Genomic DNA, 21,529 nt, shown 5'->3' with positions numbered 1-21,529 from the left:
TGTGCCGCACCGGACCCGTCCGGTCACGTGACACGACCGGAAGTGTCAGTCTCGGACGGCCCGGGCCATCCGCGCGAAGGCGCGTGCCTCCTCGGCCCGGCGCACGACCACCGATCGCGAGGTGTCGATGTGGGCGAGCAGCAAGTCGTGGGCGTCGTCGAGCTTGTCGGCGAGAACCAGCTCGGCGACCTCGATGTGCTCGTCGACGGTCGCGACGATGCGGTCGGGGGTCAGATAGTCGAACATCCGCACCGGGCGCACCTTGGCGTTCACCGAGGCCAGCGCGTCGCACAGGGCACGGTTGCCGGAGGCGGCGAGCAACGTCATGTGGAAGCGCTCGTCGAGCGTGACGAAGCCGGCGTCGGGCTCGGGCGGATCCTCGCGGATCTCATACCAGCGGTCGAGCTCGGGACCGAGGACGTCGGGATCGTGCCGCACCGACTCGCCGTCGAGTGCGCGGCGAATCCCGCGCAGCTCCAGGGTGGTCCGCAGTTCGTACAGGTCCGCGAGGTCGTCGAAGCGCGGACGGTAGGGGTACAACCCCTGGTCGCGGCGTTCGACGAGCCCGTCGGAGACCAGTCGGGCGAGGGCCTCGCGTACCGGCGTGCGCGACACCTCGTACTGTTCGGCGAGGCGTTCTTCACTGAGTCGTTCGTCAGGGGAGGGGGTCCCGGACATCAGACGATCGCGCAGGGCCTTGTAGACCCACTCGCGCCGTGTGTCGGCGGCCATCAGATCGCCATCGCCGCACGGACGGTGGAGGCGGCGTCGACACCACCGTCACCCGTCGAGGTGATGCGCCCGGATTCGAGGACGTAGTAGTGCAGGGCGTTGTCGAGGGCGAAACCGATGTGCTGTTCGACGAGCAGCACCCCGAGGTCGCCGCTGCGGCCGAGTTCGACGATGGTGTTCTCGATCTCGGTGACCACCGACGGCTGGATGCCTTCGGTGGGCTCGTCGAGGATGAGCATGCGCGGCTCGGTGATCAGCGCGCGGGCGATGGCGAGTTGCTGGCGCTGACCGCCGGAGAGCAGGCCGGCGCGGCGGTCGAGTAGCGGGACGAGGGCGGGGAACAGGTCGAGCATGTCGGTGACCAACTGACGGCCGTTGCGGCGCGTGTCGGCGACGACCTGCAGGTTTTCCCGGCAGGTGAGCTGACCGAAGGACTGTTGCCCCTGCGGGACGTAGGCCAGGCCGCGGGCGACGCGGGCAGATGGTCGCAGCGAGGTGATGTCGTCACCGTCGAAGAGGATCTTTCCCTTGGTGACGGGCAGCAGGCCGACGGCGGCGCGCAGCAGTGTGGTCTTGCCGGCACCGTTGTGGCCCATGACCGCGACGGTCTTGCCGGTCGGCACGGTCAGGGAGATGCCGTGCAGGATCTCGGTGCGACCGTAACCGGCGCGGACGTCGACGAGTTCGAGCATCATGCCTCCTGGGGAGCGGTGGCGGTCCCGAGGTAGACCTCCTGGACCTGCGGGTCGTTCTGGACCTGGTCGACGGTGCCGTCGGCGATGACCTTGCCGCGGGCGAGGACGGTGACCGAGGTGGCGAAGGCGCGCATGAAGTCCATGTCGTGCTCGACGACGACCACCGTGCGCTGCGCACCGATGCGGCGCAGCAGCTGCCCGGTCTCCTCGCGTTCGTCGTGGCTCATGCCGGCGACGGGTTCGTCGAGGAGCAGCACGTCGGCGTTCTGCACGAGCAGCATGCCGATCTCGAGCCACTGCTTCTGCCCGTGGGCGAGGATGCCCGCGGGAGTGTCACGGTGAGCGGTCAGGCCGATCGTCTCGAGCGCTTCCTCGATCTCGGGCAGCACGTCCTTGCGGCGCCGCAGCAACTGCCACGGGGAGCGGCCCGCGCCGGCGGCGATGTCGAGGTTCTGCAGAACCGACAGTTCCTCGAAGACCGAGGCGGTCTGGAAGGTACGGCCGACGCCGAGGCGCGCGATCTTGTGGGTCTTCTTGCCGAGCAGTTCGACGCCGGATTTGGTGATCGAGCCGGTCGCCGGGACCAGGCCGGTGACGGCGTCGACGAGGGTGGTCTTGCCGGCGCCGTTGGGGCCGATGAGGAACCGCAGGTCGCCCTGGAGGAGAGTGAGGTCGACGCCGTCGACGGCGGTGAAGCCGTCGAAGGTGACACGCAGGTCGCGGATCTCGAGGTAGTCGCTGCTCATTCCGGCGTTGCCGCCGTAGACGGGTTTGCTCATCGCACGGGCTCCATCTCGGGAAGGTCGGCGGTCTCGGGTTCGGCCGGCGGTGTGGGTTCGGTCGGGGTGGTGCGGCGGCGCCGGCGGAGCAGGGTGATCACCCCGGCGAGGCCGGCGGGGAAGAAGCCGACGACGACGATGAACAGCAGGCCCTGCGCGTAGGTCCAGGCGGAGGGGAAGTTCTCCGACAGGGTGGTCTGTGCCCACGCCACGCCCACCGCGCCGAGGACCGGGCCGAGCAGGGTGGTGCGTCCGCCGATGGCGACACCGATGAGGAATGCGATGGACGGGACGATGCCGACGTCGGCGGGGGAGATGATGCCGACGATGGGCACGAACATCGCACCGGCGATGCCGGCGAAGAAGGCGGCGACGGTGTAGGCGGCCACCTTGATCAGGGCGGGGTCGTAGCCCAGGAAGCGGACCCGCTCCTCCTGGTCGCGCACGGCGACGAGCAGTTCGCCGTAGCGGGACTGCATGAGCTGGCGGGTCGCGGCGACGACGAGCAGCAGGATCGCGGCGACGATGAAGAACAGCATCCGCTTGTTGACCGGATCGGACAGGTCGTAGCCGAAGAAGGTGCGGAAACGGTTGAGGCCGTTGGATCCTCCGGTGGACTGCTGGCCGATGAGCAGGATCGCGAAGGCGGCGGCCAGTGCCTGGGAGAGGATGGCGAAGTAGGCGCCCTTGACGCGGCGGGCGAACACACCGAAGCCGAGCAGGGCGGCGAGCAGGGCCGGCACGATCAGGATCGCCAGCAGCGTGACGGCGGGCGAGGCGAACGGGGTCCAGTAGGCGGGTAGTTCCCGGATGCCCGCGATCTGCATGAAGTCCGGGACGGTGTCGCCGCGGAGCTGCGCGTCGGAGATCTTCAGGTGCATGGCCATGATGTAGGCGCCGAGGCCGAAGAAGACACCCTGGCCGAGGGTGAGCATGCCACCGCGACCCCAGGCCAGGCCGATGCCGACGGCGACGATCGCGAAGCACAGGAACTTGCCGAGCAGGCCGAGACGGAAATCGGAGAGGACGGCGGGGGCGAGACCGAACAGGACGATCGCGGCGATCGCGAATCCCCCTGCTGTGCGTACGGGTCCGGGTCGGGTGAAGGTGCGGGTCGAGAAGGTCGCGGGCATCAGACCAGGCTCCTCGTCTTGACGGCGAACAGGCCCTGCGGACGGACCTGCAGAAAGATCACGATGAGCACGAACACGATGACCTTCGCGATCGACGCGGTCGTGGAGTACTCGATGAACGAATTGAGCAGGCCCAGTGCGACGGCCGCGAGCACGGCGCCCTCGATGCGGCCGAGACCGCCGATGACGACCACGAGGAAGGCGTCGATGAGGTACGACTGGCCGATGGTCGGGCTGGTCGAGCCGATGAGTGTCAGGGCCACCCCGGCGAGGCCGGCGAGACCGGAGCCGAGGAAGAAGGTGGTGATGTCGGTGCGGCGCGACGAGATGCCCACCGTCTCGGCGAGATCGCGGTTCTGCACCACGGCCCGGATCCGTCGTCCCATCGGCGTGTACTTCATCGATGCGATCAGGGCGACCACGCACACCACAGCGAGGGCGAGGATGAACAGGCGGGTCTTCGGGACGACGGCCCCGAAGATCTCCACGCCGCCGGAGAGCCAGGACGGTGCGATGACGTTGACGGCGGGGGCGCCGAAGATGTCGCGGGCGGCCTGCTGCAACAGCAGGCCCACACCGAAGGTGACCAGCAGGGTGTCGAGCGGGCGGTGGTACATGCGGCGGATGAGGGTGACCTCGAGGATCACACCCATCACGCCGCCCACCAGGAAGCCGACGAGCAGGGAGACGAACAGGGACATCCCGGCCGAGGAGATCACCTGCTGCACGACGAAGGCGGTGTAGCTGCCGGCCATGATGAATTCGCCGTGGGCCATGTTGATCACGCCCATCTGGCCGAACGTCAGCGACAGCCCCAGTGCTGCCAGCAACAGGATCGATCCGATACTCAATCCTGTGAAGAGCTGTCCTACAAGGACATCCATGTCGTCTCCCTCTTCGGCTTCCGTGCTCAGTTACCGGACAGGCCCGACGCCCAGTCGTAGGACTCGAGGTACGGGTCGGGCTCGATGGCGCCGTCGGACTCCCAGACGGTGTAGATCAGGCCGTCGCCGCGGATCTCACCGATGCGAGCGGTCTTGGTGATGTGGTGGTTGTCGCCATCGATCGTGACGGTGCCCTCGGGGGCGTCGAAGGTCACGCCGTCGGCGGCTTCGACGACGTCGTCGACCTCGAAGGACTCGGCCTTCTCGACGGTGTTCTTCCACAGGTAGACCGAGGTGTAGGCGGCCTCCATGGGATCGGAGGTCGGCTTGTTCGCGCCGTACTTCGCCTTGTACGCCTCGACGAACGAGGTGTTCTCGGGGGAGTCGACGGTCTGGTAGTAGTTCCACGCGGTGAGCTGGCCCTCGATGTTCTGCGCGCCGATACCGCCCACCTCCTCTTCGGCGATGGACACCGACACGACCGGCATGTCCTTCGCGTCGAGGCCGGCGTTGGTGTACTCGCGGAAGAACGCGACGTTGGAGTCGCCGTTGAGTGTGTTGAACACCGCGTCGGCGTCGGCGGTGCGCACCTTGTTGACGATGGTGGAGAAGTCGGTGGAGCCGAGCGGGGTGTAGTCCTCACCCTTGATCTCGATGCCGTTGGCCTCGGCGTACGCCTTGATGATGCGGTTGGCGGTCTGCGGGAAGACGTAGTCGCTACCGACGAGGTAGAGCGACTTCACGCCCTGTTCCTTCAGGTAGTCCAGGGCCGGCACGATCTGCTGGTTGGTGGTCGCGCCGGTGTAGAAGATGTTCGATGACGACTCGAGGCCCTCGTACTGGACGGGGTAGTACAGCAGCGCGTTGCGGTCCTCGAAGACCGGCAGCATCGCCTTGCGACTCGACGATGTCCAGCCACCGAACACCGCTGCGACGCAGTCGGATCCGATGAGCTTTTCGGCCTTCTCCGCGAACACCGCCGGCTCGGATGCGCCGTCCTCGGAGACGATCTCGATCTGCTTGCCGAGCACACCGCCGTCGGCGTTGATCTCCTCGACGGCCAGCGCGATAGAGTCGCGGACGGTGACCTCGGAGATCGCCATCGTGCCCGACAGGGAGTTGAGCGAGCCGACCTTGACGGTGTCGCCCGAGGTGTCGACGCACGACGCAGCACCGGAGGCGGCCGTGCTGCCCTCGTCACCTGCGCGGCTTCCGCAGGCGGACAGCACGAGTCCGACTGCGACGAGTGCTGCGGGGGCCGCGATGGCGCGGGTGGCGAGCCTGGACCTGACAACAGACATGTAGAGCCCTTCCTTCGAAGGTGTGGCCTGAGGGGACCCCGGTGTATCCGGGAGGCGTATACAGCGCTGTATCCGTGAGGCCACACAGTAGAAGGGAGTTGTTGCGCGGGAATATCTTCCGGTCACGGTCTCGTGACACAGATTTCGTGGGCGTTACAAAGTGCGCACAAGCATCAGCTACGACCTTCGCTATCCGCTACGGCAATCGCTGCGGCGGATAGCTGACGGTGTAGCGAACTGTTTGTCCACAGGTGGCGAGATCATCCACAGGCGACGCGAATACCGGTGTTCGCACCGCGTCTGCACCACGACGATCGGGCACGGTTGTCCGCATGCGACCGACACCTTTCCTGCGGACCACCGCTCTCGCTTCCGGGATGACCGACTCCGAGATCCGTCGTGCGGTACGCGCCGGTGAACTCGAGCGACTCGAACCCGGCGTCTACCTCCACCGCGACGACTCCCTCGACGAACTCGATCGCTATCGCGTGCGCGTGCGATCCGTCGGGGCAGTGCTCGCGCCCGGCACGGTGATCAGCCACGAGTCCGCCGCCGTCCTGCACGGGCTCGCCCTGTGGAAGCCGGATCTCACGCGGGTCCACGTCACCCGCGGCAGATCGGGTGGTGGTCGGAGGAACGCGAACCGTCACCTGCACGTCGCCCCTCTGCGTCCTCACGACCTGTCGGAGGTCGCGGGCATAGCGTGCACCTCGCTCGCCCGGACCGTCGTGGATCTCGCCTGCACACTCGACTTCGACGAAGCCGTGATCGCGGGTGATTGTGCTGCGGCTCGTGATGCCGAGTTCGGCTCCGCGTTGCTCTGTTGTCTCGACGAGTCCGGGCCGCGTAGGGGTATCGCCGCGGCGCGACGCGTGGCTGCATTTCTCGACGGTCGCAGCGAGAGTCCGGGAGAATCGCTGAGTCGCATCCGGATGCATCAGGCCGGCATGCCCGCACCGACGCTCCAGAAGGAGATACGAACACCCGACGGGCAGTTCGTCGCCCGGGTCGACTTCCTCTGGGAGGACGAAGGAGTCGTCGGTGAGTTCGACGGGATGGGCAAGTACGACGAGGGAGGCGTCGAGGCCCTACGGAACGAGAAGCGACGGGAGGACGCCCTGCGCGACCTCGGCTTCGAAGTGGTCAGGTGGACGTGGCCCGAACTGTCCCGGTTCGACGTCGTCCTCGCTCGCTTCGACCGTGCCGTCGCCCGTGCGTGGCGGTAACCGCTACCGTCCCAGCTATGTGCCGCATCTGCTTCCGCTGCGGATGGCAAACAAGCGAGCGGATGCGTCAGATGGGGTCGAGGACCGAGCCCATCACGCGCTCGACTGCGATCTCGATGACGACGCGGCGGGGGTTGGGGCGGGGTTCGCGGTAGCGGGCGGCGTAGCGACGCTCGCCCTCGCGGACGTCGGCCGGCTCGCGCGTAACGCGGGCCGGGCCCTCGAGGGTGAGCCAGCGACCGCCGTCGACCTGGCTCACCACCGCGTAACCCCCGCGCTCGACGTTGAGGGTCTTCTGGGAGCCCTCGAAGGTGATGACGCGGGCGAGGCCGGCCTCGCCGTCCCACGTGAACCCGACGGCGACGACGTGCGGCGAGCCGTCCTTGCGAAGGGTCGTGAGCGTCGCGAGGTGGTACTCGGACAGGAACTCGAGTGCCTTCGCGCCTATCGAGTCGGGGGTGCGTGCCATGCGACGAGCCTACCGACGCTCAGCGCACCAGATACGGCGAGACCGACGAGCGGTGCTCGTTGATGTCGATCTCCTTGCCCAGGGGAGGGAAGGCGCGCTGCGGGCAGTTCATCCGCTCGCACACGCGGCAACCCGAGCCGATCGGCGTGCCGGGATTGGACTCGTCGAGGTCGAGACCGTCGGCATAGACGAGGCGATGCGCGTGCCGCAGTTCGCAGCCGAGACCGATCGCGAACGTCTTCGACGGCTGGCCGTAACGCGCGGCGCGACGCTCGACCGTGCGCGCGACCCACAGATAGCGACGACCGTCGGGCATCTGCGCGATCTGCGTCATGATCTTGCCGGGATAGGCGAAGGTCTCGTAGACGTTCCACAACGGGCACGTGCCACCGCTGGTGGAGAAGTGGAAACCGGTGGCGGACTGGCGCTTCGACATGTTGCCCGCGCGGTCGACGCGCACGAACGAGAACGGGACGCCCCGCAGCTTCGGACGTTGGAGTGTCGACAGCCGGTGCGCGATCGTCTCGTAGCTGACGCCGTAGAAGGCCGACAGGCGTTCGACGTCGTAGCGGAAGTCCTCTGCGATCTCGTGGAACTGCGTGTACGGCAGGATCAGTGCGGCCGCCCAGTAGTTGGCGAGCCCGAGCCGGGCCAGCGCGCGTGAGGCATCGCTCGTGAACGAACCCTCCGCGACGAGGCGGTCGATGAGCTCTCCACACTCCAGGTACGCGAGTTCGATGGCCAGCTTGAAGACCTGCTGCCCGCCGGACAGCTGCGGCGCGACCTCCAGGACACGGGTCTCGGGGTCGTAGCGGTGAAGGATGTTCTCGCCGAGGTCGATGCGCTTGACGATCTGCACATCGTGGACCGTGGTCATGCGGCGAGCGATCTCGCCCCCCACGTCGCCGCGGTGGAACCGGATGCGGTTGGCCAGCTCCTCGGCCGCGGTGTCGAGATCGTGCAGGTAGTTCTGCCGCTGGTAGAAGTAGTCGCGGACCTCCTCGTGGGGCATGGTGATCGCACCGCTGCCGCTGCCGTCGCTGTACCTCTCCTCGGTCGCGACGGCGAGCTGCGCGGTGGTGTTGCGGAAGCGCCGGTGGAGATTGACCATCGCGCGCGCCAGAGTGGGGTGGGCTGCGACCATCTCGGCGATCTCCTGGGCGTCGGCCTCGATGCCCATCTCCCGGTCGAGCGCGACCTCCCGCATCTCCGCGATCAGACGGGTGTCGTCCTGCGAGGAGAAGAAGGTGGCGTCGACCCCGAAGACCTCGCTGATCCGGAGCAGGACGGGCACCGTCAGCGGCCTGACGTCGTGCTCGATCTGGTTGAGATAACTCGCCGAGATCTCGAGGGTCTTGGCGAGCGCGGCCTGGCTGAGTCCTCGCTCGGTGCGTAGCTGCCGCAGCCGGGCGCCTACATAGGTCTTGGCCATTCGCCCAGGGTAGAACTGCCTCGCAGCCTTCGCAAGGTAGCGTTCGCAGCGTGTTAATCGACAGATACCGGTGGGGCCTCGAGGCCGAACCACGAGCCCGGCGCGAACGCCTCGAAGTGAATCGACCCGGGGGATACCCCCGACGCGACGAGATCCGAGCGGATGGCACGCATGAACGTGATCGGACCGCACACATAGGTGCGGGCATCGCCCGGAATCGTCAGCCCGGACAGTGGAGTTCGTCCGTCGCTGCGGATCTCGTCGTACTCGGTGTAGCGCACGTGCAGCCGGGCGTCCGGCAACGAGTCGACCAGGATGGCGAGTTCGGTCCGGTGCGGTTGCTCGTAGGGGGTGCGGTCGACGTGGACGACGTCGACGCTCCGGCCGTCGCCCCGGGACTGCATGTCGCGCAGCGCCGCGATCGTCATCGTCACGCCCACGCCCGCCGAGGCGAGCAGCAACGGTTCGCTGCCCCTGTCGACGACGCTGCCGAACGGCGGTGACACGAGGAGGTGATCGTCGACGCCCAGGCCGTCGCACAGCACGGGGGAGACGAGTCCGCCCGGCACGCGCTTGACGGTGACGGCCCACTCGCCGCTCGTCCTGCCCGGGAAGACGGTGTACTGGCGGATCTGCTCGGAGCCGTCCGGCAGCGCGACCCGCACCGAGATGTACTGGCCGGGAAGGAAGGCCGGCAGCGGCCGACCGTCGACGGAGCGGAGGTGGAAGGTGGCCGCGTGCGCGCCGTCGTACTCGTGTTCGGTGACGACCACCCGACGCCAGATGTCACCGGGGGCCACACCGGCCCGCCGGTACAGCTCCGTCTCCTGCTCGACGAGCGAGTTCGCCATCAGCGTGTACACCTCGTGCCAGGCCACGGCGACCTGCGGTGTGATGGCGTCGCCGAGCACCTCGGCGATCGCGGCGAACAGGTGGGTCCGCACGATCCCGTAGTGCGCGGCCTGTACACCGAGGGACGCATGTTTGGCGGCGATCCGCTCCATGATCGGGTCGATGTCGGTCGGTGCGTGGGTGACCAGCAGTGATGCGAAAGCGGCGACCGAGTCGGCGAGCGCCCGTTGCTGGGCCCCGTTGGCCTGGTTGGTGCGGTTGAAGGTGTCCCGCAGGGACGGGACGGCCCGGAAGAGCCGGTTGTAGAAGACACGTGAGATCGTGCCGATCTCGGCGCCGACCACCGGCAGGGTCGCTTCGACGATCGACCGCGACGTACTCGAGAGAATGTCGACTCCTCGTGTTCGGGGGCTGTTCGGCCGGGGCCCTGAGACACGAAGGCACTACGATGCACCGGCCCCGATCCGGCCCGAGACATGTTACGGATGGGATTCCAGGGGTCAATGGGGATCACAAACCACGATCACCGTTTGTGAAGGCAGTCACAGGCAGGTGTCCGATCCGTCCCGAGGTGGGGGAGTCGGCGGGACGAGGCGTCCCGGCGGTGTGGGCCGGACGGCAGCGGCAAAAGCCGAGGTAGTTACTACTCGCGGGTAATAAACCCGTGCCCGATTCGGGTAGTTGGACCGACCATCGATTGGCAATCTTCGCAATGGCTGCGACGAAAATAGCCGAGATTGGCATTAGCAACAGGTAGACGGGCTTTTTGGACTGTGCCATTGTCGTTCTTGTACATCCGAACGGCACGCAAAGGATGTGAAGTCGTACACGCGTACTGCTTCATCCCGAGCGGGGCAGATCTAGAGAGTGGAGATTTGATGTCGACCACCGGCACCCCGAGGACTGCAGAAGAGATCCAGAAGGATTGGGACACCAATCCGCGCTGGAAGGGGATCACCCGCAACTACACCGCCGAGCAGGTCGCCAAGCTGCAGGGCAACGTCGTCGAGGAAGCCACCCTCGCTCGCCGCGGTTCCGAGATCCTGTGGGACCTCGTCAACAACGAGGACTACATCAACTCGCTCGGCGCCCTCACCGGTAACCAGGCGGTCCAGCAGGTCCGCGCCGGCCTGAAGGCCATCTACCTCTCCGGTTGGCAGGTCGCCGGCGACGCCAACCTGTCCGGCCACACCTACCCGGACCAGTCGCTGTACCCGGCGAACTCGGTTCCGCAGGTCGTCCGCCGTATCAACAACGCGCTGCTGCGCGCCGACGAGATCGCCAAGGTCGAGGGCGACACGTCCGTCGACAACTGGCTCGCTCCGATCGTCGCCGACGGTGAGGCCGGCTTCGGTGGCGCCCTCAACGTCTACGAGCTGCAGAAGGCCATGATCGCGGCCGGCGTCGCCGGTTCCCACTGGGAGGACCAGCTCGCGTCGGAGAAGAAGTGCGGTCACCTCGGTGGCAAGGTGCTCATCCCCACGCAGCAGCACATCCGCACCCTGACCTCGGCTCGCCTCGCGGCCGACGTCGCGGACGTCCCGACCGTGGTCATCGCCCGCACCGACGCCGAGGCCGCGACCCTCATCACCTCCGATGTCGACGAGCGTGACCGCCCGTTCATCACCGGTGAGCGCACCGCCGAGGGCTTCTACCACGTCAAGAACGGCATCGAGCCCTGCATCGCCCGTGCGAAGGCCTACGCTCCGTACTCCGACCTCATCTGGATGGAGACCGGTGTTCCGGACCTCGAGGTCGCCAAGAAGTTCGCCGAGGGCGTCCGCAGCGAGTTCCCGGACCAGCTGCTGGCCTACAACTGCTCGCCGTCCTTCAACTGGAAGGCTCACCTGGACGACGCGACCATCGCGAAGTTCCAGAAGGAGCTCGGCGCGATGGGCTTCAAGTTCCAGTTCATCACCCTCGCCGGCTTCCACTCGCTCAACTACGGCATGTTCGACCTGGCGCACGGCTACGCCCGCGAGGGCATGACGGCCTTCGTCGACCTGCAGGAGCGCGAGTTCAAGGCGGCCAAGGAGCGCGGCTTCACCGCCATCAAGCACCAGCGTGAGGTCGGTGCCGGCTACTTCGACACCATCGCCACCACCGTCGATCCCAACACCTCCACGGCTGCCCTGAAGGGCTCCACCGAGGAAGGCCAGTTCCACTAGGAACCAGCGCCACCCCGAGGTCCACCACCCCGCGGCGGGATCCACAGGTCCCCATGTCCTGCCGCGGGGTGCGTGCGTATCCGGAGCAGTTCGAAACGCGCGCACCCGACGGGTCCTCGCTTGTACTTCCGGCCTCGGCCACGACCCCCACAACGAGAAGGAGCTGACGTGACCAGCGAAAAGATTCAGCGCGTCGGCGTGATCGGCGCCGGCATCATGGGCGCAGGTATCGCCGAGGTGTGCGCACGCGCTCATGTCGACGTACTGGTGTTCGAGCAGACCCGCGAACTCGCGGCTGCCGGACGTGCCCGGATCCTCCGGTCGCTGGACCGGGGCGTGAGCAGCGGAAAGATCACCGAACGGGAGCGTGAGCAGGCCGCATGGCGTCTGCGCTTCACCTCCGATCTCGGTGACTTCGCCGATCGGCAGCTCGTGGTGGAGGCCGTCGTCGAGGACGAGAAGGTCAAGAGCGAGATCCTCGCGGAGCTCGACAAGATCGTCACCGATCCCAACGCGGTGCTCGCCTCGAACACCTCGTCGATCCCGATCATGAAGCTCGGTATCGCGACCGGTGCGCCCGAGCGTGTCATCGGCATGCACTTCTTCAACCCTGTTCCGGTGCTCCCGCTCGTCGAGCTCGTCACCACCCTGAAGACCAGCCCCACCGTCGCCGAGCGCGCCGAGGCGTTCGCAGCCGACGTACTGGGCAAGCAGGTCGTGCGGTCCTCCGACCGTGCAGGTTTCATCGCCAACGCACTGCTGGTGCCGTACCTGCTCTCGGCGATCCGGATGGTCGAGTCCGGCTTCGCCACCAAGGAGGACATCGACAAGACGATGGTCCTGGGTTGCGCCCACCCGATGGGTCCGCTCGCCCTGACCGACCTGGTCGGTCTGGACACCGTCAAGTCGATCGCCGACTCCATGTACGAGGAGTTCAAAGAGCCCCTGTACTCGGCCCCGCCGCTGCTACAGCGCATGGTCGAGGCGGGACTCGTCGGCAAGAAGTCGGGCGCCGGCTTCTACGAGTACGCCGACAACGGTCGCACGGTCAAGAAGGCCGGCTAGCCAGGTAGCACCACCGCACACGGCGCCCGTGCCCGGCGACAGTGTTCCGAACACTGGTCACCGGTGCACGGGCGCGACGTGCATGAGGGAAAGGTCGACGCCGACATGGCAACTCTCGCCGACGGATACGGATCGAGCATCCTCGGGTACCCGCGCATCGGGCCCCGCCGCGAGCTCAAGTTCGCCCTCGAGGCCTACTGGCACGGTGAGGGCACGCGCGACGAACTTGTCGCGGTCGCTCGCGAGCTCCAGGAGAACACCTGGCGCGAGCTCGCAGCCACGGGTCTGACCCAGGTACCCGGCAACACGTTCTCCTACTACGATCACGTCCTGGACAACGCGCTGTTGTTCGGCGCGCTGCCCGAGCGGTTCCGTCCACTGGCCGATGAGCTCGACCCGCTCGATCTGTACTTCACGCTGTGCCGTGGCCGCGAGGACTTCCCGCCGCTCGAGCTGGTGCGCTGGTTCGGCAGCAACTACCACTACCGCCAGCCCGAACTCGACGAGAACACCGTCTTCGAGCTGAATTCGGCGGCCGTACTCGACGAGTTCGAGCGTGCGAAGGCCGAGGGTATCGAGCTGCGGCCGGTGGTGCTCGGCCCGGTCTCGCTGCTGCTGCTGTCGAAGGTCGCACCGACGTCGACGAAGGAGGGTTTCCGCACCCTCGACCTGCTCGACGCGCTGCTCCCCGAATACGAGAAGCTCTTCGAGCAGCTCGCCCGTGCCGGTGCCACCTGCGTGCAGCTCGACGAGCCGTCGTTCACCGAGGACCGCAGCGGGGAGGAGCTCGCAGCCCTCGCGCGTACCTACGACGCGCTCTCGCACGCTCCGCTGCGTCCGCGTCTGCTCGTGACCGGCCCGTACGGGCATCTCGGTGAGGCACTGCCGATCCTGGCCGCGTCGAAGATCGAGGCGATCGGCCTGGACCTGGTCAACGGCCGCATGAGCGCGGACGAACTGGCCGCAGTGCCCGGACTCAAGCGCAAGCGCATCTACGCCGGTGTCGTCGACGGCCGCAACGTGTGGAAGGTCGACCGCCACCGCACCCTCGACTACCTGAAGTCGCTCGCCGCGGTCGCACCGGATCTCGTCGTGTCGACCTCGTCCTCGCTGCTGCACGTGCCCTACGACCTGCTCGTCGAGTACGACATCCCCGGCGACGTCGCCGACCGTCTCGCGTTCGCGAAGCAGAAGGTGGGGGAGGTGGTCTCCCTTGCCAAGGCGCTCACGACCGGAGCCGAGGAGCGGTGGCGCAAGCCGCCCGTGTCGGTGCACTTCAAGCAGAAGCACACCGTCCGTGCACGTCTGAACGCGGTCACGCCCGCCCATCGGGTGCGCGCGCCGTACGAGGAGCGCCGCGCCGCGCAGCAGAAGCGACTGGATCTGCCGCCGGTGCCGGTGACAACCCTGGGGTCGTTCCCGCAGACCGCGGAGATCCGCAGGGCACGAGCGGAACTCGGTCGTGGCCGGATGTCGTACGGCGAGTACGTCAAGCGGATCCAGGAGGAGATCGAGTCCACCATCCGTCTGCAGGAGGACATCGGTCTCGACGTCCTCGCCCACGGCGAGCACGAACGCAACGACATGGTGCAGTACTTCGCCGAGCTGATGGAGGGCTTTGCCACCACCCACTTCGGCTGGGTGCAGGCCTACGGTTCGCGCTGCACGCGTCCGCCGATCCTCTACGGCGACATCGTGCGGCCGAAGCCGATGACGGTCGAGTGGATCTCGTTCGCGCAGTCGCTGACCGACAAGCCGGTCAAGGGCATGCTCACCGGTCCGGTGACGATGCTGGCGCGTTCCTACGTGCGTCAGGATCAGCCGCTCCACGAGACGGCCGACCAGCTCGCGCTGGCCATCCGCGACGAGATCGCCGATCTCGAGCGGGCGGGCATCGCGATCATCCAGGTCGACGAACCGGCCATCCGGGAACTGTTGCCGCTGCGGCAGGACGGGCGCTCCGAGTACCTCGACTGGGCCGTCGACGCCTTCCGTCTCGCCACCGGTGGCGCGAAGCCGGAGACGCAGATCCACACGCACCTGACCTATTCGGGTCAGGTGTCGGTGGTCGACGCGATCGAGCGGCTCGACGCCGACGTCACGGCGATCGTGGCGACACGCTCGATCCGCTGGGTGCTCGAGGCGATCAAGGACCGCGCGCTGTCCCACGGTGTCGGTCCCGGTGTCTACGAGTCCCGCTCGGCCCGGATCCCGGACATCGACGAGCTCGACGAGTTGCTCAGCGAGGCGGCGGAATCGGTGGAACTCGACCGCTTGTGGGCCAATCCGGACGGTGGTCTCAAGACCCGTCACCACTGGCAGCTCGAGCCGTCGCTGCGCAACCTCGTCGCTGCGGCGCGACGACTGCGCCGCCGGGCGACACACCGGTCCGACCAGGCCGGATAGTCGAACCGTCTCCACGACGTGCACCTGCGGGAGTCCCCCGCGGGTGCACGTCGTCGCGAGGCGGAGTAGTTGTGGAGGAATGACGTCCACAACCGGTACGACCACCGTCGCCGCATACGCCGCCACCGCGCCCGACGCGCCCCTGTCGAAGACCACCGTCGAACGACGTGCCCTCGGCCCGCTCGACGTGCTCATCGCCATCGAATTCGCCGGCATCTGCCATTCCGACATCCACACCGCCCGGAACGAGTGGGGCGGAACCAAGTACCCGATCGTGCCGGGCCACGAGATCGTCGGCACCGTCGCCGCCGTCGGTTCCGGTGTCACGAAGCACGCCGTCGGAGACCGCGTCGGCGTGGGTTGCTTCGTGAACTCCTGTGGTGAATGTGAGCCCTGCCGAACAGGATTCGAGCAGCACTGCACCAGTCGGGTGACGGGAACCTACAACTCCGTCGACCGCGACGGCTCCGTCACCCAGGGCGGCTACTCGACACACATCGTCGTCACCGAACACTTCGTCCTGAGGATTCCCGACGGACTCGACCCGGCCGCCGCGGCGCCTCTGCTGTGCGCGGGAATCACCCTGTACTCGCCGCTGAAGCGGTGGAATGCCGGGCCGGGGAGCAAGGTCGCGATCATCGGCATGGGCGGTCTCGGGCATGTCGGAGTGAAGATCGCGGCAGCGATGGGTGCGGAGGTGACCGTGCTCGGTCACTCGCTGTCGAAGCGGGACGACGGCCTGCGCTTCGGTGCGGTCGACTACCGGTCCACCGAGGACGAGTCGACCTTCAAGGAGTTGCGCGGGAAGTTCGATCTGATCCTCAACACCGTCTCGGTCAACCTCGACCTCGACCGCTACCTGTCGTTGCTGCGGCTGCACGGCACCCTCGTCGGCCTCGGCCTGCCCGAGAAGCCGCTGTCGGTGCGGGCGTTCTCGCTCGCGATGAACGATCGTGCGATGGCCGGATCGAATGTCGGCGGAATCCCCGACACGCAGGCGATGCTCGACTTCTGCGCAGAGCACGGCATCGGTGCGGAGATCGAGCTGATCTCCGCGGACCGTATCAACGAGGCATACGACCGTGTGGTCGCCAGTGATGTGCGCTATCGCTTCGTGATCGACGCCTCGACGTTCTGACCGCGTCGGCGGCCCGGGCCCGGGCCCCGGGACGTCGACCCGTCAGAAGTTGTCGCCGAGCTGATCGCGGAGCTGCGCGAGGGTCTTCGTGAGCAGACGCGACACGTGCATCTGCGAGACACCCACGCGCTCGGCGATCTGCGTCTGCGTCATGTTGCCGAAGAAGCGCAGCAGCACGACCGTGCGTTCGCGGGCCGGAAGGGCCTCGAGCAGCGGACGCAGCGCCTCGTGGTTCTCGACCTCGTCGAGCGCGGCGTCGTAGTCGCCGAGCGTGTCGGCGAGGGTGAGCCCGTCGTCGCCGGACGGGGACGACCGGTCGACCGACACGGTCTGGTAGGCGTTGCCGGCCACGAGACCCTGCAGCACCTCCTCCTGATCGATGCCGAGTACCTCGGCGAGCTCGGACGCGGTGGGTGCACGTCCGAGCTGCTGGGAGAGCTCGGACGTGGCCTTGCTCAGGGACAGATGCAGTTCCTTCATGCGTCGCGGCACACGAACCGCCCAGCCGGCGTCACGGAAGTGCCGGCGCACCTCGCCCATGATCGTGGGGACCGCGAAGGAGACGAAATCCGAACCGCGTTCGGGGTCGAAACGGTCGACCGCGTTGACCAGGCCCAGGCGCGCGACCTGCAGCAGATCTTCGAAGGCCTCACCACGGCCGTCGAAGCGCCGGGCGATGTGCTCGGCGAGCGGCAGGCACCGCTCGACCACTGCGTCGCGGATGCGGATGCGACCGGGGTCGCCCTCCTCGAGTGCGAGGAGTGTTCTCAACGTTTCGGTGACGTCGGCGTACTCGTCGCTCGACCTACCCGTGTTGCGCGTCACCGATCGGCGCTGCCTTCGGCGATGGACATGTCGATCGTGGCGCGCGAGTCGTCGCTCGTCACCGAGATGGACTCGGTCAGCGAGTTGAGCACGTGCCATCCGAAGGAGCGCGGCTGCCCGATCTCGGAGGCGTCGTTCGTGGGCGCCGACAGGCTGATGTGCAGCAGCGGGAGAGCCGCCCGGAACGAGCACGCCAGGATCGCGTCCTCGGGTGCGCCCATGATCAGCCGCGTGGCCGCTTCGTCGACGGCGAGCTTCACATCCGCAACGGTATCGAGGTCGAAGTCGTGCTGCAGCGCGATCGCGGCGGCTACCGCTCGGAGCACTGCGAGCTGGTCGGGATGGGCCTCTACTCGAAGTTCGACTACCGGGGGATTGTGGTCGCGTGCCGATTCGATCGACGCGGATTTTGCCATGAGCCTGATGTCTCCAGTACGGGGAGTGGGGGTACGAGCGGGTCGTGTCTGTCTGGTCGTCGGAGAGATTACCCAGATACCGCGAATTCAATCCATCCACCGTGACCTGGGCAGGGGGCCGCAACATTCCCGAAATGCACGATCGGCGTGTTGAGTGCCCGTGGTTCGTGGACTACTGTGGCGGCAGAAGGTTGAGCACACAGCCGAGAACACGGAAGCACCCCTGTTTCGGGAGGGTTCCGATCGGTCACCGGTTGTGCCTGTCTCGTAGGTCGTGCTTCCTGCAATTTTCGATGTTGGGAAGTGCTATGACAGTTCCTCAGCGAATTGCCGCACAGGTAGATTCCGTCCCATCCGGGTGGTCGGCTCGGCCGATCAGGTCCGACATTCCCGCAGAACGGGTCGTCGGCGCAGAATTCAGCGCGCAGAAGATCGAACCGGACCTCGTCTGGATCGACGTGCGAGGCGAGATCGACATCCGCAACGCACACGCTCTACACGCGTTCACCCATCGGCAGCTCGAAGAATCGATCCGTATGGTCGTCGATCTCGGAGCAGTCGAATTCTTCGGTGCGGCCGGGTTGTCGGTCTTCGACGATCTCGACGAACGTGCGCGTGCCCTGAACGTCCGCTGGGCACTTCTGAGTGGGCGACCGGTGGAACGGTTGCTCCGGGTCGCCGACGCGACCATCGCTTCCAAGGCATGCAGAACACGTGAAGCAGCGCTTGCTGCGCTCGCTCGCGTGAAGTAACAGGCCGGGAGAGCCGACCATACGGCGTGGCCGCAATCCGCCACGCCCCTCCATACCGTTGCCGTTCGGGTTTCCCGGGCGGCAACGGTTCTGTTCGGAGGGCATCTCCGATCCGCCGCTCGGCCCGAGGCGCCCGTTTCGTCACTTCGACCCGGGGGAACCCGCTGGTGAACCCGAGGAGGTCGAGATGAGCACGAACGACTGGATTCTGCTGGTGATAGCGGTGGTCGTCGCGTTGGTGGTAGTGGCGGTGCTGGGGTGGACGCTCCGCAACCGGCGTGCCGAGCGCCGGCGTGCCGAAGCCGAACGTCTGCGTCGCAGCGTCGAGGAGAACAGGCCGGGAGTCGAACAGCGGGCGGCGTCGGCCGAACGCACCGAAGCGGAGGCCCGTCGCGCCGCGGCGGACGCCGAAGCGAAGGCGGCCGAGGCGGAGCGGCTGCGCGCCCGCTCCGAGGAGGAACGTCGTACCGCCGAAGCGGCACGAGCCGAACTCGACGAGCGTCGTCGCCGGGCGGAAGAGCTGGATCCCCGTTCGGCGGAACACGCCGAGCGCGGTGATCACCGCGCGGATCCGGTTCCGCGGACGGCAGATTCGTCGGATCAGGTCCCGAACACCGTGCCGGGCGACGAGGCCGGCCCAGCGGGCGCACACCGGAACGATCAGGACTTCCGTCGCTGATCGTTCCGGCGCCTGTAGAGGTTCGACGGGCGCTACTGCACGCCGGTCCGTGCGGTCCGGTGTGCAGTACGCCGGACCGGCACGCAGCGTTCGTAGGCGCGAAGGGTGTCCTCCGCCACGCGATCCCAGGTGTACCGGGCGAGAACGCGGTCGCGTCCGGCGATACCGAAGGTGGCGCGCGTCGTCGCATCGGAGAGAAGCCGGCGCGCGGCGGCCGCGACGGCCTCGGGGGAGCGGGTGGGCACGAGAAGGCCGGTCGCCTCGTCGAGCACGGTGTCGAGCATTCCACCGGAAGCAGTTGCGATGACCGGGCGACCGCACGACATCGCCTGCAGGGCGAGCATCCCCGACGGATCGTGCCAGGGAGTGGAGACCACGGCGTCGGCGGACAGGAGCAGACCGGGCATCTCGTCCCGCCCGACATCGCGGCGGATCCGGACGCGTCCCTGCACACCGCGTACGCGTGCGAGCTTCACGAGACGGGACTTCTCCTGCTCGTCCGCTCGGCGCGACAAGTACGGGGGAGCGGGATGCGCGGCGATGATCAACTCGGTGTCGGGAATGCCCGCCAGCGCTTCGATGGCGATGTCGAATCCGGAGCCCAGTTCGAGAGGGCCGGCTGCGAGCAGACGATGCTTGCGGGTCCTCGTGGTGTCGGGAGCGGCAGCGGTGCTGTAGTGCACGGCGTCCACGCCGCTCGGCACCACCGTGGTCCGCGTGCGGGGAAGTCCCATGCGCGCCAGCTCGAACACCTCGTCGGAACTCGTCGCGATCATGCGTGTCGCGCCCCGGGCGAGGAGCCGCTCCAAGCGGATTCGGTCGCGCGCGGACGCGTCCATCGCAGTCTTCTCCCGGATCCGGTGCTCGACCGTGCCGAGGGAATGGAAGGTCTGAACCGTGGGGATGCCCAGCGAACGGGTGGCGAGCTGCGTGGCCATTCCGGACAGCCAGTAGTGGGCGTGGGTGATGTCCGGTGGCCGCCGGCGCCACTCCCGATCCAGGAAGCTCCCGAATTCCCCCATCGCAGAGGCGGTTTCGTCGGGACGCAGAGGGGACGGTGGTCCTGCCGGTACCTGCACCACCTCGTATCCACCGGGGGCGGAGATCCGGTCGGGGTCGTCGCGGTCCTCGCGGCGTGTGTAGACCACCACCTCGTGACCGGCCCCGGCGAGGGCGGACGACAGTTCGGCCAGGTGGACGTGAAGTCCTTGCGGCGGCGCATCTGCGTGCGCGCCGTGACCGAGCAGGGGATTCACTTGTCCGGCAACCATCGCGATCTTCACCACAGCGGTATTCCCGTGTGTGGTGGGGGATAAACCGGTCACGGCGCGCCGGTACGAACCGAAATACGCTGCTGCCCCACCTGTTCGTTCGTGTGGGTCGGTGGCTCCGGCCGCACCGGGCCGGCACGACCGGTCCCGGATCAGATGATGGCGCGGGCGGAGATGGTGGCGTAGACGACCATCAGCACCAGCAGTACCCATCCCGCACCCTGCCAGATCGGCCAGCGACCGCCGCGCTTCCACGTGCGGTAGGCCGTCAGCAGTGCGCCGAGTCCGCCGAGCAGGAGCACGAGTGTGGGTCCGAAGACCAGGATCTGGCGGGCGGGATCGGTGCACACCGCGAATGCGGCGTCGCTGCAGTCCTGTCCGGAGTTCGTGCCCCAGAGGATGGCGACGCCCATCACCACGAGCGCAGCGACGATCACGCCCCCCGCGTACATCGTGGCCTTACGGGCCGTCCGGGGGTCGTTCCAGCGTTTCTCCACATCCTGGGTCATGGCTCTCCTTCTCGTGGCCGAACGGTGCACGCGCGATGGCGGCGCACGCGCGCAACGGCCGGCGTGACTCGCTCTCCGAGTACCCCTGGCCAGGTCGCCCAATCCGGATGTGCGGTGGTCGCCCCACGAGAGGTGGGGTGAGTCGGGCGTCAGGCGCGCTGGTGCACGGTCATGAAGACGTGGTCGAAGTGACTCCGATGCTGTTCGGCGAGGGCCGGCAAGGACGTGATCTCGTATACGAGTCGTTCGGCCAGTGCCCGCAGTTCGACGTCCGTCTCCTGCGAGCGCCAGGCGCCGCCGGACCCGGATTCATCCCCGCCCGATCCGACCTTGGAGAGTTTTGTCCGTTAGGGCCGGATCAGGGCGCTCGGTGCGTTTGTTCGGTTTCCCCCTCGGGTATTGCTACCCGGCCGGACGGTCCGGCATATGAGACGGATCGAGGTGAGGTCGTGCGATTGGTGAGTCTCGTGGTCCTGATCTGGTTGATCATCGGTGCGGTGGCGGCCGGTCAGCGCGGCTACTTCAGCGACTCGGACCAGAATTGCAGCAGTCTCGCGACGGTGGCAGTTACGGTGGTGGCCGGGCCGCTCAACTACGCGGGCGTCAATCCCCAGGTCGAGTGCGAGGTGCCGCAGCCGAGCGGGTAGGTCCGCATTCCTTCGGGTCTGTCGCTGTTCGAGGTGCGGAGCGTGGGGGGGGGCGGACCCACCAAGGGTGGGGGGGCCCCCCCCCCCCCGGGGGGGGGCGGGGGGGGGGGGCCCGCCCGCGCGGGCGCCCGGGGGGGGGCGCCTGGTGGG

At 67.4% G+C, this 21,529-nt stretch carries 21 protein-coding genes; 8 read left to right on the top strand and 13 right to left on the bottom strand.

Features of this window, described 5'->3' with window-relative positions:
• Nucleotides 1-45: 45 nt before the first annotated feature.
• From A5767_RS10085 to urtA, 6 genes are read right to left on the bottom strand one after another with little or no spacing between them, the layout of a single operon-like run.
• Nucleotides 46-732, bottom strand: coding sequence for a GntR family transcriptional regulator (locus A5767_RS10085; RefSeq protein WP_064852214.1), 687 nt, complete (start codon nt 730-732; stop codon nt 46-48).
• Entirely contained in the window at nt 732-1,424 is a 693-nt protein-coding gene (urtE, locus tag A5767_RS10080) for an urea ABC transporter ATP-binding subunit UrtE (protein WP_064852239.1), read from the bottom strand. The genes A5767_RS10085 and urtE overlap by 1 nt, the downstream gene beginning before the upstream one ends.
• On the bottom strand, nt 1,424-2,206 hold the full coding sequence (urtD, locus tag A5767_RS10075) for an urea ABC transporter ATP-binding protein UrtD (RefSeq protein WP_016693072.1): 783 nt from the start codon (nt 2,204-2,206) through the stop codon (nt 1,424-1,426). Before urtD ends, urtE begins: the two co-directional genes overlap by 1 nt.
• The gene (urtC, locus tag A5767_RS10070) at nt 2,203-3,339 is read right to left on the bottom strand and encodes an urea ABC transporter permease subunit UrtC (protein ID WP_006553587.1); all 1,137 of its coding nucleotides are present in this window, start codon (nt 3,337-3,339) and stop codon (nt 2,203-2,205) included. Before urtC ends, urtD begins: the two co-directional genes overlap by 4 nt.
• Nucleotides 3,339-4,223 (bottom strand): urea ABC transporter permease subunit UrtB, encoded by an 885-nt coding sequence (gene urtB / locus A5767_RS10065; protein WP_039585437.1) that lies wholly within the window; start codon nt 4,221-4,223, stop codon nt 3,339-3,341. Before urtB ends, urtC begins: the two co-directional genes overlap by 1 nt.
• Nucleotides 4,224-4,249: 26 nt before the next feature.
• On the bottom strand, nt 4,250-5,524 hold the full coding sequence (gene urtA / locus A5767_RS10060; RefSeq protein WP_064852213.1) for an urea ABC transporter substrate-binding protein: 1,275 nt from the start codon (nt 5,522-5,524) through the stop codon (nt 4,250-4,252).
• Nucleotides 5,525-5,856: 332 nt separating this feature from the next.
• On the opposite strand from urtA, the gene A5767_RS10055 reads away from it, so the two are divergent.
• Nucleotides 5,857-6,750, top strand: coding sequence for a type IV toxin-antitoxin system AbiEi family antitoxin domain-containing protein (locus A5767_RS10055; protein ID WP_039585434.1), 894 nt, complete (start codon nt 5,857-5,859; stop codon nt 6,748-6,750).
• Nucleotides 6,751-6,817: 67 nt separating this feature from the next.
• Here the strand turns inward: A5767_RS10055 and A5767_RS10050 are convergent, their stop codons facing one another.
• Genes A5767_RS10050 through A5767_RS10040 form a run of 3 tightly spaced genes read right to left on the bottom strand, consistent with a single transcriptional unit; the run spans nt 6,818 to nt 9,847 of the window.
• On the bottom strand, nt 6,818-7,219 hold the full coding sequence (locus A5767_RS10050; protein WP_024101771.1) for a PPOX class F420-dependent oxidoreductase: 402 nt from the start codon (nt 7,217-7,219) through the stop codon (nt 6,818-6,820).
• Between the two features lie 19 nt (nt 7,220-7,238).
• Nucleotides 7,239-8,651, bottom strand: a complete 1,413-nt coding sequence (gene ramB / locus A5767_RS10045; RefSeq protein ID WP_006553582.1) for an acetate metabolism transcriptional regulator RamB — start codon at nt 8,649-8,651, stop codon at nt 7,239-7,241.
• A gap of 53 nt (nt 8,652-8,704) precedes the next feature.
• Complete coding sequence (locus A5767_RS10040; RefSeq protein ID WP_231913157.1) at nt 8,705-9,847, bottom strand: globin domain-containing protein; 1,143 nt, start codon at nt 9,845-9,847, stop codon at nt 8,705-8,707.
• Between the two features lie 534 nt (nt 9,848-10,381).
• Between A5767_RS10040 and aceA the strand changes: the two genes are divergently transcribed.
• The 4 genes from aceA (at nt 10,382) to A5767_RS10020 (ending at nt 16,280) form a co-directional block, all read left to right on the top strand.
• Nucleotides 10,382-11,671 carry an isocitrate lyase gene (aceA, locus tag A5767_RS10035; RefSeq protein ID WP_006553580.1) on the top strand — a complete coding sequence of 430 codons (1,290 nt, stop codon included), beginning with the start codon at nt 10,382-10,384 and terminating at the stop codon, nt 11,669-11,671.
• 168 nt (nt 11,672-11,839) lie between these two features.
• Nucleotides 11,840-12,736: a 3-hydroxybutyryl-CoA dehydrogenase gene (locus tag A5767_RS10030; protein WP_019291147.1), complete on the top strand. Its 897-nt coding sequence runs from the start codon at nt 11,840-11,842 to the stop codon at nt 12,734-12,736.
• Between the two features lie 105 nt (nt 12,737-12,841).
• Nucleotides 12,842-15,142 (top strand): 5-methyltetrahydropteroyltriglutamate--homocysteine S-methyltransferase, encoded by a 2,301-nt coding sequence (gene metE, locus A5767_RS10025; protein ID WP_064852238.1) that lies wholly within the window; start codon nt 12,842-12,844, stop codon nt 15,140-15,142.
• A 79-nt stretch (nt 15,143-15,221) separates the two neighbouring features.
• On the top strand, nt 15,222-16,280 hold the full coding sequence (locus tag A5767_RS10020) for an NAD(P)-dependent alcohol dehydrogenase (protein ID WP_039585432.1): 1,059 nt from the start codon (nt 15,222-15,224) through the stop codon (nt 16,278-16,280).
• Nucleotides 16,281-16,322: 42 nt separating this feature from the next.
• Here A5767_RS10020 and A5767_RS10015 read toward each other — a convergent pair whose 3' ends face one another.
• Complete coding sequence (locus A5767_RS10015; protein ID WP_006553576.1) at nt 16,323-17,105, bottom strand: SigB/SigF/SigG family RNA polymerase sigma factor; 783 nt, start codon at nt 17,103-17,105, stop codon at nt 16,323-16,325.
• Entirely contained in the window at nt 17,102-17,521 is a 420-nt protein-coding gene (locus tag A5767_RS10010) for an anti-sigma factor (protein WP_006553575.1), read from the bottom strand. Before A5767_RS10010 ends, A5767_RS10015 begins: the two co-directional genes overlap by 4 nt.
• Before the next feature lie 308 nt (nt 17,522-17,829).
• Here A5767_RS10010 and A5767_RS10005 point away from each other — a divergent pair, with 308 nt between their 5' ends.
• Entirely contained in the window at nt 17,830-18,273 is a 444-nt protein-coding gene (locus A5767_RS10005) for an STAS domain-containing protein (protein ID WP_006553574.1), read from the top strand.
• Nucleotides 18,274-18,460: 187 nt separating this feature from the next.
• Nucleotides 18,461-18,952: a hypothetical protein gene (locus tag A5767_RS10000; RefSeq protein WP_064852211.1), complete on the top strand. Its 492-nt coding sequence runs from the start codon at nt 18,461-18,463 to the stop codon at nt 18,950-18,952.
• Nucleotides 18,953-18,984: 32 nt separating this feature from the next.
• Here A5767_RS10000 and A5767_RS09995 read toward each other — a convergent pair whose 3' ends face one another.
• Nucleotides 18,985-20,238 carry a glycosyltransferase gene (locus A5767_RS09995; protein WP_082937653.1) on the bottom strand — a complete coding sequence of 418 codons (1,254 nt, stop codon included), beginning with the start codon at nt 20,236-20,238 and terminating at the stop codon, nt 18,985-18,987.
• Nucleotides 20,239-20,375: 137 nt separating this feature from the next.
• Complete coding sequence (locus A5767_RS09990) at nt 20,376-20,732, bottom strand: hypothetical protein (protein ID WP_019291150.1); 357 nt, start codon at nt 20,730-20,732, stop codon at nt 20,376-20,378.
• A gap of 449 nt (nt 20,733-21,181) precedes the next feature.
• Between A5767_RS09990 and A5767_RS09985 the strand changes: the two genes are divergently transcribed.
• Nucleotides 21,182-21,379: a hypothetical protein gene (locus A5767_RS09985; RefSeq protein WP_019291151.1), complete on the top strand. Its 198-nt coding sequence runs from the start codon at nt 21,182-21,184 to the stop codon at nt 21,377-21,379.
• Nucleotides 21,380-21,529: the final 150 nt, after the last annotated feature.

Source organism: Rhodococcus sp. 852002-51564_SCH6189132-a (assembly GCF_001665495.1).
In the GTDB taxonomy this organism is placed as follows: Bacteria; Actinomycetota; Actinomycetes; order Mycobacteriales; family Mycobacteriaceae; genus Rhodococcus; species Rhodococcus pyridinivorans.
Note: the sequence above shows the minus strand (reverse complement) of the source record. Positions and strands in the feature narration are given on the sequence as shown.